Genomic DNA, 15,263 nt, shown 5'->3' on the forward strand with positions numbered 1-15,263 from the left:
GCAGGAGTTGATCTTGCTTGTGCTTGTTCGCTTCTTTTGTTTATATGAAAGGTATTGTAGTAGTATGGATGTAGATTTGTTTTCCTGATCTGCTTGTGCCGGTACAAGTTTGGATGTGAAGCGGCGTGGAATCGATCATTTTTGAAAGCGTATACTGAAAAGGAATATACATCTCCACGTTATCGCCAATCTATACTATGTTTGAGAAAAACACCGGTAGACTGTCTTAAATAAAAATTGTGTCTAACCGTACCTAAATCGATTCAGCACCAAGCGATGGTTAGATCGACAAACTGTAAATGTATTTCAGACAAGCTGCTAGTAGGCTGTCTCAAATGGAAATTTTGTTTGAACGTACCTTCACCTATTCATCATCAAGCAATGGTTAGATCGACAAACCGTAAATGTATTTGAGACAAGCTACTAGTACTATGACCGCTTTCGATTTATAGTTTGATGTTGCACAGCTTCCCTCTATTCATCAGGACAGGCAGTAGAATTAAAATCAATATGCTATGCAGTCAAAGTACTAGCTACCGGAAAAGATCGATTTTATTAAATGCCCATTGGATGGAGGCGATGATGTGGAACGTTTAGTCGATATTCGCTGGCAGCAGTGTGCGCCGGAGTTGGAACGTTTGCTAGCGGGGGAAGGGAATTGTGAGATCGAACGATTGGTGCCGGGTTTTGAAGCGCAAGTATTCAAGCTGTCTGCCAGAGGGCAGCAGTATGTGCTGAAGCGCTGGAATGCGGAATCACAGCCGGATATTCGGCTTCAATATGAGCTGTTATCGATGCTCCATAGACAGCAGCTTGCTGTACCTACTGTCTACGGATATGGTTTCTGTCATGAACAAGCGGTGTTGCTTACGAGTTATAACGGTGCACCGATTCGCAAAATTACGACACCACAGCTATCATTGCTGGCACGTGAGCTGGCACGGTTGCATCAGATTAGTTCAGATACGATGCAAGGAGTGACGATTCCGACGTATGAGCGCAGCCGTTATTTTTACGTTGGTATTGACGATTATGAGGAGCTGGCACAGGCGCTGGATGAGCTGGTGCATCGCATTGTGTGGCGGGAGCGTTCGATTGTGCATGCGGATTATCATTTGGGCAATATCGTATATGATGGGGAGCGTTATACGACTATTGATTGGACGAATATGCAGCAGGAAGATGCCCGGCTTGATGTGGCGTGGGCGCTGTTAATGTTGGAGTTGTACGTATCGGCACGGTATGAACGTGTGTTTCGGCAAGCGTATTTGGAAATCTGTCCGCAGGCGAGCGAGCAGTTGGAATGGTTTACCGCGCTTGCTTTTGTACGCTGGCTGATGCAGTACGAAAAAGGACATACACCGAAGCTACCCGCCGCACGTAAACGGGCGCAAGCGCTGCTACAGCGCAATGAATGGTTGCAGCAGCAGGCGGAGTTGCTGCCGGGTTGGAGTAGGTTGCGTTAATAGGATAGAGCGGACTTTCGGCTGAGTCGTATCGTTGCATATTTCAATGAGTTCACTTTGTATAAGGAAAAAAGTGGGCTGTGATCTGTACTTTATTTGACGTACAAGCCGTATCGATGATCACAATATGATCCATACTCCCGCTATACACATACACGATGACATGACATTGATCAACAGAAAGACGGAGGCGATATGATGAACACATTTGATCCGCTGTACTACCCTTATGCATCCCGGCGCAATACCGTATATGCACATCACGGTATGGTGGCGACTTCACAGTCGCTAGCTGCACAAGCTGGACTCGATATATTAAAAAAAGGCGGTAATGCGGTCGATGCGGCGATTGCGACTGCCGCTTGCCTGACGGTGGTAGAGCCGACGTCCAATGGCATTGGTGGTGATGCGTTTGCGCTCGTGTGGATGAAGGATGAACTGCATGGTCTGAATGCGAATGGCGCTGCACCGCAAGCGATCTCGATTGAAGCGGTACGGGCGGCAGGGCACGAAGTCATGCCGACCTATGGCTGGACACCGGTGACCGTGCCAGGTGCACCGGCAGCATGGGGGGAATTGTCGCGTCGGTTTGGACGGTTGCCGTTGACGGAGGTGCTTGCGCCAGCGATCGACTATGCGGAGCAAGGCTTTCCGATCTCGCCAACACTTGGTTACTATTGGGAACTGACATTCCGGCGTTTTCGGGACATGTTAACAGGTGCAGCGTATCAAGGTTGGTTTGATACGTTTGCACCGCATGGACGTGCGCCACGGATTGGTGAACTATGGCGTTCGCCTGGACATGCAGCGACATTGCGCAGCATTGCGGACAGCGGTGCAGCTTCTTTTTATACGGGTGAGCTGGCGGAGCAGATCGATGCCCATTCGCAGCAATATGGCGGCTATTTGCGTAAAGATGATCTGGCAGCTTTTCAGCCTGAATGGGTAAAACCGATTTCGGTCGATTATCATGGTTATGAAGTATGGGAAATTCCGCCTGCCGGTCAGGGCTTGATCGCATTGATGGCGTTGAATATTTTAAAAGGGTATTCGTTTACTGAGCGCGATACGGTGGATACGCATCATCGGCAATGGGAAGCGATGAAACTTGCTTTTACGGATGGGCTAAAATACATTACACAGGAAGATAAAATGACCGTGCATACAGCGGATTTGTTGTCCGAACGCTATGCGGCAGCGCGGCGCGCATTGATCGGCAACGAAGCGTTGCAGCCGGAGCCGGGTAAGCCGCTTGCCGGCGGTACAGTCTATTTGGCAACGGCTGATCAAGAAGGTAATATGGTGTCGTATATTCAAAGCAATTATATGGGTTTTGGCTCCGGTATTGTCATTCCGGGAACAGGCATCAGTATGCAAAATCGCGGTCATTCTTTTTCGCTGGATGCACAGCATGACAATCGGCTGGAACCAGGCAAAAAGACGTATCATACGATCATTCCGGGCTTTCTGACCCGCAATGGACGTGCGGTCGGCCCGTTTGGTGTGATGGGTGGATTTATGCAGCCGCAAGGACATGTGCAGATGGTGATGAATATGATCGATTTTGGCTTAAATCCGCAGGCGGCGCTTGATGCACCGCGTTGGCAATGGTTGGAAGGCAAAGTGGTAGAGGTGGAGCCGGGTTTTCCGGATCATCTTGCCGAAAGTTTAATGCGCAAAGGGCATATCGTGCGTCGTGCAGTGACATCAGGCGGCTTCGGTCGCGGGCAAATTATCGTACGCGATGAGGCGACCGGTGCACTGATCGGCGGTACAGACGGACGCACAGATGGAGCGATTGCTGCATGGTGAGTAGTGAACATCGCTGTAAACGTAAGCACGTAAGCCAAGCAGATCGTGTGCAGCAGACGTATAAACAGACATGTAGCCGCGGCAGGCGCGCAGCGGTTTACTAGTAAGCCAAACTGAGCTGCTAGGGCAAAATAAACAGACCAATAACATAGTGGCAGACGTATGCTTGCCGATGTAGTGTACACATTTCAGCTATACACATAAATGAGGTGTGCCTACTTAGCAGTTATGTTTGGCAAGTAAGGAATGAAATGCAAACACAGTCAAGATGCTGCTTCTTTCTGATGTTTACTCATCCAGTTTTCCAATTGTTTGGCAAGCCATAATCCGGCACCGAGGAAGCAGACAACAGGCAATAACAGCCACGGATGCTCGATATAGTTGTCCAGATCAGAGCCGATATACGATACGGCAAAGATCATGACTGCGCGTCCTGTTGCTGAGGCGATGAGAAACGAACGCAGCGAAATGCCGCTCAATCCGGCAGCAGCATGCATAACGGTAAACGGTCCGAACGGGAGCAGGCTAAACAGAAACAAATACCAGAATCCGTTTTTTTCGATCCAGCCGAGGCTTTTACGCATACTTTTACGGGCGGCAATACGCTGGATCAATGACCAGTGTGACAGTTTGCGCACAAGTATAAATACAGTCATAATGCCTAGCATTACACCGATCCATGAGCAAATAAAGCCGTACCATAATCCGTTAGCGGCGGCATTCATGCCGATCACAGCAAGCGTTGGCAGCGGGGGGATGAATGACAGCAGAAATGCCATAATCATACTAATTAGCGGCCCGAAGGAACGGTAGCTTTCTACCCAATCCGCCATGTCGAGATGGGCTGCCACTACCCCTGTTGTAAATAAAATCATATCCATAGCGGTCTGCTCCTTTTTATAATGTATAGGCATATTACCCGCTAGAGACCGCTATGACAGCAGGCAAAGGACATCGATTTTGCTGCACATGTTGTGTCAATGGATACGAGCCGCTGGCGAGCATCGCTGCTTGATCTTGACTACATAATGCACCTGCCGCATCCTTCGTGCCAAGCGAATTTGGCTAAAAACAGCGCTTGTGGCAATGAGTACCGCACCGCGTGTAGCAGGCGATGTTCCCGTTCCGAAAGTATATGCAAGCCAAATTCCGCTTTGGTCAGCAGCAGTGCAGCGCTAATACAGCTGATCCAGCTAATAGAGCGATTCAATGCAAAAGGAGCAGCTCAACGAGTCTGCTCCTTTTGACTGAAAAAAGCTTCAATTTTGCGGCTGATCACTAGACAGATGACGATAAACAGGATGACGAGTGCGATATACCACGGTTTTTCCCAGTATACAGCGAGATCGGCACCGATAAAAGAGACGGCAAACACCATTAGCCCACGACCGAACAAGATCGCGATCAAAAAAGAGCGAAAACGTATACCGCTCAACCCGGCAGCCATATTAAGCAATGTAAACGGCCCGACCGGGAACAGACTGAGCAGAAATACATACGTAAAGCCATTATCTCTAATCCAACGCCGCGTGCGCTCCACACGCGGTTTGTTCACGATGCGTGCAAGCAGACGATGTTCGGACAGCTTGCGAATAAGTAGAAAGGCTGTCAGCGAACCCGTAACGATACCGATATACGAATACAAAAAGCCGAGCCATAACCCGTATACGGCAGCATTGACGCCAAGCACGACAATCGTAGGCATCGGTGGAATAAATGATTTGAGAAACGGAATCAACATGCTAATTAGCGGCCCAAGTGACCGATATTCGTTCATCCACCGTTTCAGATTTTCCTCGTTTATATAAGATAGCCATTCCGAAACTGAAAGCTCCATTCGTTGTCGTACTCCTTCGTTAAATAAGGTTAAGCTTGCGGGCGCAGCTATAGTACATGTTGTGTACAATTGCTTTTATTATAGCCGATTTGACGTTTGCGTAAGCAGAGCAGTGTGGGCGAAGTGAAGGCATTTTGGTAATTTTGGTTATGTTATGAACAATGGCAGCAACTATGCTATAAAAAATGAATAGTTGATGAGCAAGTACCGCGCACTATGTATAGTGTTATGTCGTTATAGATCGATGTAAAACTTTGTTGCTGTTGGCTCTGCTATGCCTTTGCACAAAGCGTCGGCAATCGTTGTTTCATCCGACTGCCATTCTCAACCTGTTCAATAACAGGTATACTAGTTTCAATAAGCAGGAGTCAGTGCCCGATGAAGTGAGCAGGTGCAGGCGAAGCATGCTTTTCATGTACATATTAAGATGAGGCGATTGGTTATTACTCGCCTCATCCGCTTGTAACTGTCGGAGCGGCTGTTCATGACGTTGCAGCATAAGGTAGTCGAGCCAACAACATATCAGCATCGTTTTGCTCGTTCTATCCGCTTAGTTGTTGAAGCAAGCAGCTTAATGAAGTGTGCTTGAACTCATTTACAAATTATTGTTGAAAAGGAGCTTGTTCTATGACGAACGAATGTAAATCTGTGATCGTAAAACACGTTGTCATCGGTGAAGGTGCGCCTAAAGTGTGTGTACCGTTGGTTGGCAGGACGACTGAACAATTGCAGGAGGAAGCACGCTTTTTGCAAACCGCTGATTTGGATGTGGTGGAATGGCGGGTAGATTTTTTTGAGCATGTGCATCAGATCGAGCGTGTGCGTGCAGCACTGTTGGAAATTAGGGCGTATTTGCCATCGGTTCCGCTTATTTTTACCTTTCGGACGGCGCGTGAAGGTGGAGAATGCGAGATGGCGATCGATGAATATGTGCAGTTAAATCAGGCGCTGGCATCTTCCGGCCAAGTCGATCTGATCGATGTGGAATTGTTTAGTGGTGATGAACATGTGCGTGCGATTGTGGACAAAGCGCATCAGCATCATACGCCGGTCATTATTTCCAATCATGATTTTGAAGCGACGCCGCCAAAAGAGGAGATGATTGCGCGTTTGCGCAAGGCGCAAGAGCTGGGCGGCGATCTGTTGAAATTGGCTGCGATGCCGCAATCGCCTGCCGATGTGCTTGCTTTGATGGAAGCGACGTATACGATGAAGGAACAGTATGCCGAGCGTCCGCTCATTACGATGTCGATGTCCGGCCAAGGAGTAATTAGTCGACTGGCTGGTGAACTGTTTGGCTCTGCACTTACATTTGGGGCGGCAAAACGCGCGTCAGCTCCGGGTCAAATTCCGGTTTCAGAGTTGCGTAGCGTACTGAATTTGCTCCATAATCAGTTGTAGTTGTAGTTGTAGTTGTAGTTGTAGTTGTAGTTGTAGTTGTAGTTGTAGTTGTAGTTGTAGTTGTAGTTGTAGTTGTAGTTGTAGTTGTAGTTGTAGTTGTAGTTGTAGTTGTAGTTGTACGTAAATGTCTTATACTTTTATACCGTATCCTCCACAACCATACTGTGGAGGATTTTCCTTATATCGACATGTATAATACAAATAAAGACGATGTGGAAGGAAGGATGAACGGAAATAAAGGCATAGATACGGAATCGTTAATCATATTCATTTAGTTAAGAGAGGAGATTCGTCTATGTATATCGTATCTTCACATCGACATATATGTTCAGCCGCCGAATTGGACGGTATAGAACAACAGTATCAGGTGAAGTTGCCGGAAGGATATGGTCAATTTTTACAGCAATACGGTCAGGGGACGTATTGTGATTGGTTTCATGTGAATATGCCTGATGCTGAACGGTTACAGCAATTTGCTGAATATGGACTATGGGAGCACGAACAAGATAGTCCGATTACGGCAACTCAGCTTAGAGATTGTGTTGTCATTGCAAGCACAGTGGATGGCGATATGTTGGCATTGCATAGCGATGTGAAAGGTGGATTGTGGTTACCGCGTCATTCGGAGCAGATTATGGCTGTATCGTGGCAGGAGTTGTCGTGGCAAGCGTTTATGAATGGGGAGCTGCAACGTTTGTATACAGGTGCTCCTACATCGTTGGAGCGACAATGTTATTTTGAACCGTGGAATGGACGGCAGCAGCATGAATTTGTGATGCTACAGCCACAATATGCTGCTGTGCATGTCGCGGCGGGGTCTGAGCTCACCCTTGAGCACAAGCAGGCTTATTTGCGCAATGTTGCAGCACAGATTGCCGAGCACTATGTGCCGGCATTACGACTGGAAAATCCGTATTGGGGCAAATTATTTTACCGCGAGCTGGAAGGGTATGTTCGTTTTAATTATGCGTATGGGAATGAAGTGGCTTTATTTTATGAGCCAGTGAGCGAACATGGTGATGGACAAGCGCAAGCTGGAAAGACGTTTATGGAAATCATGCGCGAGCAGTTGAAATTGTGGGGAATTTATTAAATAAAACTTTTAAAATGGGAACAAGTGTTCTATAATGTAGTTATATGATTTGGTGAATCGTTAAACGAACCGCTGGAAAGCTAGGTTGATCATCATGTTGTACAGCTTAACAACAGCGATATTCAGCGGTACGTCGACGAAATATTCGTTAATTGCCAAAAGCTGCTTTGAATTTAGCATTGCCTGTGTCACCTCAATCGGATTTGTCTTATAACGATTATGATGCGTATGTTCGATCCACTCGATATGTTGCATAGTAGATAAAGCTGCAAGCGGATATTTATATTCAGGCTGATTGTAAAAGATACACTATGAACAGCTAGTTATAACTGCATAGCCTGATCGTTGACCTATTCGTCTGTAGCCTCATTCTATTACTAATAAAGGAGGCTTTATCTGATGGCACTTGAAATAGATAATCAGTACATAGACAGTCTTGCTCCAAATGTAGCCGCAGCGAAAAATGGCCGTAGCTTACTGCAAAAAAAGAAGTTGGTAGCGTTATACCGCACCGCTGACGAGACGCTCATTTTCGGTGAATGTGCGGGTAGCGGAAAAAGCAATTATGAGTGCTCCGTCGATTTTGTGCAGCAGGACAAACCCGTCTCTCGCTGTACGTGCCCAAGTCGACAGTTCCCGTGCAAACACGCACTGGCGCTTATGTATGCTTATGTTGCAGGCGAGACATTTGCCGAGGCACCTCTACCAGATGAGATTGCTAGCAAACGTGAAAAAATGGAAAAACGCGAGGAAAAAAAGGAAGAACGACAGCAAGTAACACCAGCGGAATCGACGCGCAAAAAGACGGCTAGCCAAACTGCGCTCAAAAAGAAAATAAAGGCACAGCTGGATGGGCTTGATCTGCTGGAAAAATTTACGCTAACGCTTATTCGTAGCGGGCTAGGCACAGTTGACACCAAAGTTGTGAAAACGATTAACGAACATGTGAAACAGATGGGCAATTATTATCTAACAGGTGCGCAAAATGAATTGCGCCGTCTAGCGTTACTTATGGCAGACAAATCCGATCCTGAGCAGCGCTATACGGCGGAAGTGGAGCAATTATGCCGTATTCAGGCATTGGTGCAAAAGGGAAGAACCCACTTGCAGGCACGTTTAGAAGATTCGGAATTGGCTCTTGATACCGAATCTGCGATCGAGGAATGGTTAGGACATACATGGCAGCTTGCCGAGCTGGAACAATATGGTCGAAAACAAACGGACGGTGAGCTAGTACAGCTTGCGTTTGTCAGTTATGACGATGCCGGGCGACAGGAGTTTGTCGATCTCGGTTATTGGATTGAGCCGGGGAAAGATACGATCTGGCGTACGTTTCATTATCGTCCTTATCGTGCGGTCAAACATTTGCGTGAAGAAGATAGCTATACAGGTTCGGTACAGCCGATGGAATGGTATCGTTATCCGGGCGATTTGAATCCGCGTATTCGTTGGGAAAATGGCGTTTTGCATCCATTGCGTCCTGATCAGCTGGTCAACATTCGTCAGTACGCCAAGCGCGATTATACCGATGTGATCAAAACCGTCAAAAATCAACTTAAAAACCCGCTTGCTAATACTCATCCAGCGCTGCTGCTGCATGTGAAGTCCACCTGGAAAGGGGACAATGGCGAATTGTACATTACGGATGAACAGGATCAGCAGATTGTGTTGGGCGATGTGCGGGAGCAAGGGCTGCCGATTCCGGCAACGACTGCGCTTCTCGCTTATGTGGAACAGCATCATTTGCGAGATGCGGTATGGCTCGGTCTGTTTGAACATCGTGTCGATACTGGACAGTTAGTATTTCAGCCGCTATCGATAGTCGGTGAGCATGAAATCATTCGCTTGCTTTATTAGTTGCTCTATTCATTGGATAAAAACGTAAGCGACATGAACATAGGTCAAATGCAGATTGGAACGTTCGGATAGGGAAGACGTCGATAAGCTAAAGTAGTGTCGGATAAAGACCCAAATTGCTGTTTTATTTGTAGCGGTAGCTGATCGATCAGTGAAGTGAATCGAAACGATAGTTAACGATACGGTAATGTATAAGGAGGAATGAGCATGAGTACAGCATTGCTACAAGAAGTGTATCAAGAAGCTCGCCGTTTATATGTGGCAGGCAGTGAGCTGGCAACGGATGATTTCAGATTGAATCGCTTGCTGCCCAAGTTACAGCAACTAGGTGAGCGTTCGCCGGTGTTTAAACGTATCGGTGATGGGGTTGCCGCTTTAGTCGCTGGGACATCTTCGACTGGAGACGATGCAGATTCGGCAGCGCAATTGCAGCGGTTGACATTGCTTGTGTTAGCGGTGCTACGTACGCAAGGCAATACGACAAGCGAGGCGGAAGGAGCTGTACCGCTGTCTAATGATGCGACCGCACTGCGTACCCGGCTTACATACCGCCAGCTTGCTCCGGTGCAGCAGGCATTGACTACGACCGGCAGCGGACGACTGGAAATTGTGGAGCATGCGTGGAAAGAAGGTTATTTTGACGATTTACGCCTGTTGCCACTTGCGATGTCTGCGCTAGCTGATCCGTATACGGAAATTGCAGAGCTGGCGATGAACCGTATCGTGCCGGGTTATGGCGAGACGATTTTGCCATATTTGCTAAATGATTTTGATCCGCAAGGCGGCAAGCTGGACGTGCGTAAAATGAAGGCAATTCAGCTTATTGCCGGTGCCACGCATGCGGATTTTTACTACCGTATTGCCGAAACGGGCAAAGGGGATATGAAAGCGGCGGCGATTGCTGGTTTGGCAGGCGTGGAGCACTATACGCCATCATTACTGGAATGGAGTAATGATAAGAAAAAAGAAGTGCGTGCCGCTGTGTATGAAGCGCTGGCGCAAAGCAATTCGCCCCAGGCGCAAAATATGCTGTATACGAATTTTACGGAATCAAGCCGTGATGTGGAGATGGTCGTACAGGCGCTATGTAAAGCGATGCAGCCGGAACTGGCGGAGCGTCTGCATGCTGCGGCATGGGAGGCATTAAAGCTGGTCGCTTCACAACCGCTAGATGATGCTACAAGGGAACGTTACACGGCGCAATTACAAGCGTATTTTCACGTATGGCAGCAGTATGACCGGGATGCACTGCTTGACATGTATCGGTTTGTAGTGCGACATCCTGAGCCATTTGAAAATATGGTTTTATCAGGCGACAGTTATTATAAAACGACATTGCTCCGGCCCCCTGCATATGAGCTGGCACATCTGGGCAATGACGAAGATGTAGAGCTGCTGTATGCGCTGCAAGATCGTTATCCGCACTATATTATTGCAGCAACGATCGCTGCATATCGTTTTCGTTCGCCAGTGGAAATGTATGAGCGTTTTAGCAAAGGGCTTGGTGCGGGGAGCGTCCGTGGAGGGCGGAGTGCGACACCAAACAGCAAACGCATGTTCGAGTGGATGGAAGAACAATTGGTCGCTCGTCATGATGAGGAAGTCGAACTGTTGTATATCGATGGTGAGTTTCATCGCTATCCACTATGGTTTCATGTGCCATTGTCGTTGGAACAACTGCAACAACGCTGGGACCCGCGTTGGTTGAACATTGCCTTGGCGCATCGCCAGGAGTTGCTTGTAGCTGCGTTAGCAAGACCGGGTGCTACAGAAGCGGAGGAGATATTGCGACAAGCGTTAGTGGAACGCGGCAATTTCAGTCATCAGAATACAGGGTTATATTTCCGAGCATTGGATCGTATAGGCATAACACTGGACGATATGCGGGAGCTATTCTGGGATATGATGGAATCGCCAAAAGGCGGCGCTTCGAGTACAATCGATCCGTTTATTATGCGGTTGATCTGTCGCTTTCCAGCTCAAGATATCGAGCGGTTGGAGCAGCTCATTCCTGATAGTGATGTGAAAAGTGCGGGCAAGTTGCGCTATGCAGCTGCCTCGCAAATGCGAGCGGTCATTAACCAAATGAAGGAGATGAAGGCATGAGCAATGTGGAAGCATGGAATCAAGTATTGAGACAGCCGGCAGAACAGTTATATGCGCATGAACTGGAAGCGTTAAAAAAGGTGGATAAAGGGCATATTCCCCCTGGCTGGTACATGTCACCACAGTCGGTGCTCACCTTCATTACTGGCGGTAAAGCAGGTAAAGTCGATATTACACCTAAATATATCGGTAACCGTCGTTTGGTAGAAATGGCGATTGCAACACTTGTTACCGATCGTGCATTGCTATTAATCGGTGAACCGGGCACAGCCAAATCATGGCTATCGGAAAATTTGGCGGCTGCCATTTATGGGCATTCCGGGCTTGTTGTTCAAGGCACGGCGGGAACAAGTGAAGAACATGTGCGTTATTCGTGGAACTATGCGATGTTGCTTGCGAATGGACCGACGCAACAGGCATTGGTGCAAAGCCCGATTATGCGTGCGATGGAAGCGGGTGGGATCGCCCGGTTTGAGGAAATTTCGCGCTGTGCATCTGAAGTGCAAGATGCGTTAATTTCTATTTTGTCGGAAAAGACGATCTCGGTGCCGGAGCTTGGCAAAGAAATGCAAGCACGCAAAGGTTTTTCGATTATCGCCACCGCCAATACACGCGACCGTGGTGTGAACGAAATGTCGGCTGCGCTCAAACGCCGTTTTAATATTATCGTCTTGCCCGCACCGGACAGTCTGGAAACGGAAGTTGAAATTGTGAAAAAGCGTGTCGCTGAGATTGCATCTGCTTATGAGTTACAGGCGGCGATTCCGACCGATGAAGCGTTACATAAAGTAGTGACTATTTTTAGAGAGCTGCGTCAAGGAATGACACTGGATCGCAAAGATAAAGTGAAGTCACCAGCAGGCGTTATTTCTACAGCCGAAGCGATCTCGCTGTTAACGAACAGTATGTCGCTGGCAGCAAGCTTTGGTGGCGGTGAAATGACGGATGAAGACTTGGCAGCCGGTCTACAGGGGGCGATCGTCAAAGATGATGATAAAGATCGGATCGTCTGGCAAGAATATCTTGATCATGTGATGAAAAAACGCGGTGCAGAATGGCGCGGATTGTATCATGCATGTAAGGAGCTAAACGGATGAAGACGTTGCCAATAGCGGATGTGCACGTATTTGGTGTGCGCCACCTGTCCCCGGGTGGCGCTTACCATCTGCTGCACACGCTAGATCGCATACGTCCAACCGCTGTACTGATCGAAGGCCCGGCAGATGCAACGGCTGAAATTCGGCATCTTGTAGCAAAAGGGACTAAACCGCCGGTAGCGATACTGGCATTTACGGATGAGTTGCCCGTACGCACGGCAATGTGGCCGCTCGCTTCGTATTCACCGGAATACCAGGCGATGCAATGGGCGGTAAAGCATGGAGCGGAAGCGGTGTTTATCGATCTTCCGTCATCGATTATGATCGCGCTGGAACAACAGTATGATCAACAACTAAAGCGTGACAAAGGCAATGGAAATCCCGATAATTTGGATGCTGATGCTGATGCTGATGCTGATGCTGATGCTGATGCTGATGCTGATGCTGATGCTGATGCTGATGCTGATGCTGATGCTGATGCTGATGCTGATGCTGATGCTGACAATGTATCTGTTACGCAGCCTATACATGCTGGCATAGAGCCGTTAGCGGACGATGAACTATGGACGGCTAGCGGTAATGGCGAGCAGTTGCTAGAACAACCTGTCGCAACACGGGCACAATTGCAAGCGGATATGATCGACTCGAACGATCATCCGCTAGATTCGATGTACGAACGGATTGCCGAACTTTCCGGTGAATCGGATTATGATGCCTACTGGGAGCGGTATTATGAGCATCCACTAGGTGTAGATCAGTATGCCCATTCGATCGCTTTATTTTCAAAAGAGCTGCGTCTTTGGTCAGAACATGATGAGCGTCCGTTCGCTCGGCGTGCCTTTGCGTATCATGCGGTGCGGGAAGCCTATATGCGGCGGCGAATTGTGGAAACGATTCAAGCGGGGCATGAGCCAGAACGGATCGTCGTTGTATGCGGTTCTTACCATGCGTCTGCGCTAAATGTGAGCGCTGCATTGCCGCCGATGCATGATGATGAGCTTGCACAGCTGCCGCAGCGTTCAACCCGGCTTACATTGATGCCGTATTCGTATTATCGTCTGTCTTCGCTGTCCGGTTATGGTGCAGGTAACGATGCACCGCATTATTATGAGCTAATGTGGCGGATGATGCAAAAGGATACATTGCACGAATTGCCGCATCATTATTTATCCGGCGTTGCTCGTGAGCTGCGGCAGCAAGGTACGTATCGTTCGACTGCTGAAGTGATTGAGGCGGTACGTATGGCGAAGTCGCTTGCATCGCTGCGCGGTAGCATCCAGCCGATACTTGCTGATTTGCAAGATGCTGCGCGCACATTGCTAGGTCAAGGTGATTTGTCGGTAGTAGCGGAGCCGCTAACTCGGCTAAATATCGGTACAGCGATCGGTGAACTTGCCGAAGGGGTGAGCCAGACGCCGATTCAGGAAGACCTCAATCGCTTGCTCAAACAGCTTAAATTAACACGTTACAAAACAGCGGTCGCGTCCGAGTTGGCATTGGATTTGCGCGAAAATCGCCGCGCCAGTTCCGAAGCTTCGGCGTATCTTGATTTGCGCCGTTCGTTTCTACTGCATCGTTTGCGTTTGCTTGGCATCGAGTTTGCGCGGGAACAAGGTACCCGCCAGGAACAAGCGACTTGGGCAGAGCATTGGACGTTGCAGTGGTCGCCTGAAGTTGAAATTCAAGTCATTGAATCGACATTATTAGGCGAAACGGTTGAGATTGCTGCTGGCTATCGTTTTCAGCAACGATTGGAGCAATGTAACACACTGGCAGAAGCGTCAAAGCTGATCGCGATTGCTGTGCGTAGCGGTATGATTGCACAGCTTGAGCCTGCCAGACGGGTGTTGCAGCAATTGGCTGTAGATAATCGGGATGTGCTGCAAATATCGTCTGCGGCAGGTGAATTGTCGCGTATGATCCGGTATGGTGATGTGCGGCGGGTGGATACATCGCCACTTGTACCGTTGCTGGAACAGCTCTTTTTCCGGGGCTGCCTGTTTTTGACAGATAACTGTAATTGCAAAGATGAAGTCGCTACCGCCATGATGGGAGCGATTCACGAACTAAATGTGATCGGTCAGGAGCATGATGAAGCGGTTGATGGGGAGCTATGGCTGCAACAACTCGGTGAGCTAATGCGGCGTGATGATCTGAATGCGCGTTTGTCCGGTTTTGCCTGTGCGATGCTAATGGAGCGGTCGGCAATTGGTCATCATGATATCGCTGCCGAGATGTCGCGCCGTTTATCGCCAGGGGTGCCGGCAGAGCTAGGCGCAGGCTGGTTTGAAGGATTGTCCGGTCGCAATCGGTATATGCTTCTATCCCGTTTAAGTTTGTGGCAACAGCTTAGTGAATATATGGATGGGCTGGAAGATGAGCATTTTATGCGTGCACTCGTATTTTTACGTCGTGCGTTTAGTACGTTTTCGGCTGCGGAAAAAGCGCAGGTAGCCGAACTGCTCGGTGAAGTATGGGGTGTTCATGCTGAACAGGTAGCCGAATTGTTAACTGGCGAGCTGGAGCAAAAGGAAGAACAGATGCTCGATAATCTGAATGAATTTGATTTTGATGATTTTTAATTGGACAAGCGT

Annotated in this window: 10 protein-coding genes; 8 read left to right on the forward strand and 2 right to left on the reverse strand. The window is 48.4% G+C overall.

Annotation, left to right across the window (positions count from 1 at the left end):
• Positions 1 to 584 precede the first annotated feature (584 nt).
• On the forward strand, positions 585 to 1,466 hold the full coding sequence (locus U1I11_RS13930; protein ID WP_322906734.1) for a phosphotransferase family protein: 882 nt from the start codon (positions 585 to 587) through the stop codon (positions 1,464 to 1,466).
• A gap of 198 nt (positions 1,467 to 1,664) precedes the next feature.
• The gene (locus U1I11_RS13935) at positions 1,665 to 3,278 is read left to right on the forward strand and encodes a gamma-glutamyltransferase family protein (protein ID WP_322906895.1); all 1,614 of its coding nucleotides are present in this window, start codon (positions 1,665 to 1,667) and stop codon (positions 3,276 to 3,278) included.
• Between the two features lie 263 nt (positions 3,279 to 3,541).
• Here U1I11_RS13935 and U1I11_RS13940 read toward each other — a convergent pair whose 3' ends face one another.
• Positions 3,542 to 4,159, reverse strand: a complete 618-nt coding sequence (locus U1I11_RS13940; RefSeq protein WP_322906735.1) for a TVP38/TMEM64 family protein — start codon at positions 4,157 to 4,159, stop codon at positions 3,542 to 3,544.
• Between the two features lie 344 nt (positions 4,160 to 4,503).
• Positions 4,504 to 5,115, reverse strand: coding sequence for a TVP38/TMEM64 family protein (locus tag U1I11_RS13945; RefSeq protein WP_322906736.1), 612 nt, complete (start codon positions 5,113 to 5,115; stop codon positions 4,504 to 4,506).
• A gap of 627 nt (positions 5,116 to 5,742) precedes the next feature.
• On the opposite strand from U1I11_RS13945, the gene aroD reads away from it, so the two are divergent.
• From aroD to U1I11_RS13975, 6 genes are all read left to right on the forward strand, one after another.
• Complete coding sequence (gene aroD / locus U1I11_RS13950; protein ID WP_322906737.1) at positions 5,743 to 6,516, forward strand: type I 3-dehydroquinate dehydratase; 774 nt, start codon at positions 5,743 to 5,745, stop codon at positions 6,514 to 6,516.
• Positions 6,517 to 6,811: 295 nt separating this feature from the next.
• Positions 6,812 to 7,609, forward strand: a complete 798-nt coding sequence (locus U1I11_RS13955) for an SMI1/KNR4 family protein (RefSeq protein WP_322906738.1) — start codon at positions 6,812 to 6,814, stop codon at positions 7,607 to 7,609.
• A 399-nt stretch (positions 7,610 to 8,008) separates the two neighbouring features.
• Positions 8,009 to 9,466: an SWIM zinc finger family protein gene (locus tag U1I11_RS13960; RefSeq protein WP_322906739.1), complete on the forward strand. Its 1,458-nt coding sequence runs from the start codon at positions 8,009 to 8,011 to the stop codon at positions 9,464 to 9,466.
• Between the two features lie 207 nt (positions 9,467 to 9,673).
• The gene (locus U1I11_RS13965; RefSeq protein WP_322906740.1) at positions 9,674 to 11,572 is read left to right on the forward strand and encodes a hypothetical protein; all 1,899 of its coding nucleotides are present in this window, start codon (positions 9,674 to 9,676) and stop codon (positions 11,570 to 11,572) included.
• On the forward strand, positions 11,569 to 12,669 hold the full coding sequence (locus tag U1I11_RS13970) for an AAA family ATPase (protein WP_322906741.1): 1,101 nt from the start codon (positions 11,569 to 11,571) through the stop codon (positions 12,667 to 12,669). The genes U1I11_RS13965 and U1I11_RS13970 overlap by 4 nt, the downstream gene beginning before the upstream one ends.
• Complete coding sequence (locus U1I11_RS13975) at positions 12,666 to 15,251, forward strand: DUF5682 family protein (protein WP_322906742.1); 2,586 nt, start codon at positions 12,666 to 12,668, stop codon at positions 15,249 to 15,251. The genes U1I11_RS13970 and U1I11_RS13975 overlap by 4 nt, the downstream gene beginning before the upstream one ends.
• Positions 15,252 to 15,263 lie beyond the last annotated feature (12 nt).

Source organism: Paenibacillus campi (assembly GCF_034659835.1).
In the GTDB taxonomy this organism is placed as follows: Bacteria; Bacillota; Bacilli; order Paenibacillales; family Paenibacillaceae; genus Saccharibacillus; species Saccharibacillus campi.

Excerpts from the sequence above, each read along its gene's own strand:
- U1I11_RS13935 (WP_322906895.1), top strand. The coding sequence starts at position 1,665 with ATGAACACATTTGATCCGCTGTACTACCCTTATGCATCCCGGCGCAAT.
- U1I11_RS13940 (WP_322906735.1), bottom strand. The coding sequence starts at position 4,159 with ATGGATATGATTTTATTTACAACAGGGGTAGTGGCAGCCCATCTCGAC.
- U1I11_RS13945 (WP_322906736.1), bottom strand. The coding sequence starts at position 5,115 with ATGGAGCTTTCAGTTTCGGAATGGCTATCTTATATAAACGAGGAAAAT.
- aroD (WP_322906737.1), top strand. The coding sequence starts at position 5,743 with ATGACGAACGAATGTAAATCTGTGATCGTAAAACACGTTGTCATCGGT.
- U1I11_RS13955 (WP_322906738.1), top strand. The coding sequence starts at position 6,812 with ATGTATATCGTATCTTCACATCGACATATATGTTCAGCCGCCGAATTG.
- U1I11_RS13960 (WP_322906739.1), top strand. The coding sequence starts at position 8,009 with ATGGCACTTGAAATAGATAATCAGTACATAGACAGTCTTGCTCCAAAT.
- U1I11_RS13965 (WP_322906740.1), top strand. The coding sequence starts at position 9,674 with ATGAGTACAGCATTGCTACAAGAAGTGTATCAAGAAGCTCGCCGTTTA.
- U1I11_RS13970 (WP_322906741.1), top strand. The coding sequence starts at position 11,569 with ATGAGCAATGTGGAAGCATGGAATCAAGTATTGAGACAGCCGGCAGAA.
- U1I11_RS13975 (WP_322906742.1), top strand. The coding sequence starts at position 12,666 with ATGAAGACGTTGCCAATAGCGGATGTGCACGTATTTGGTGTGCGCCAC.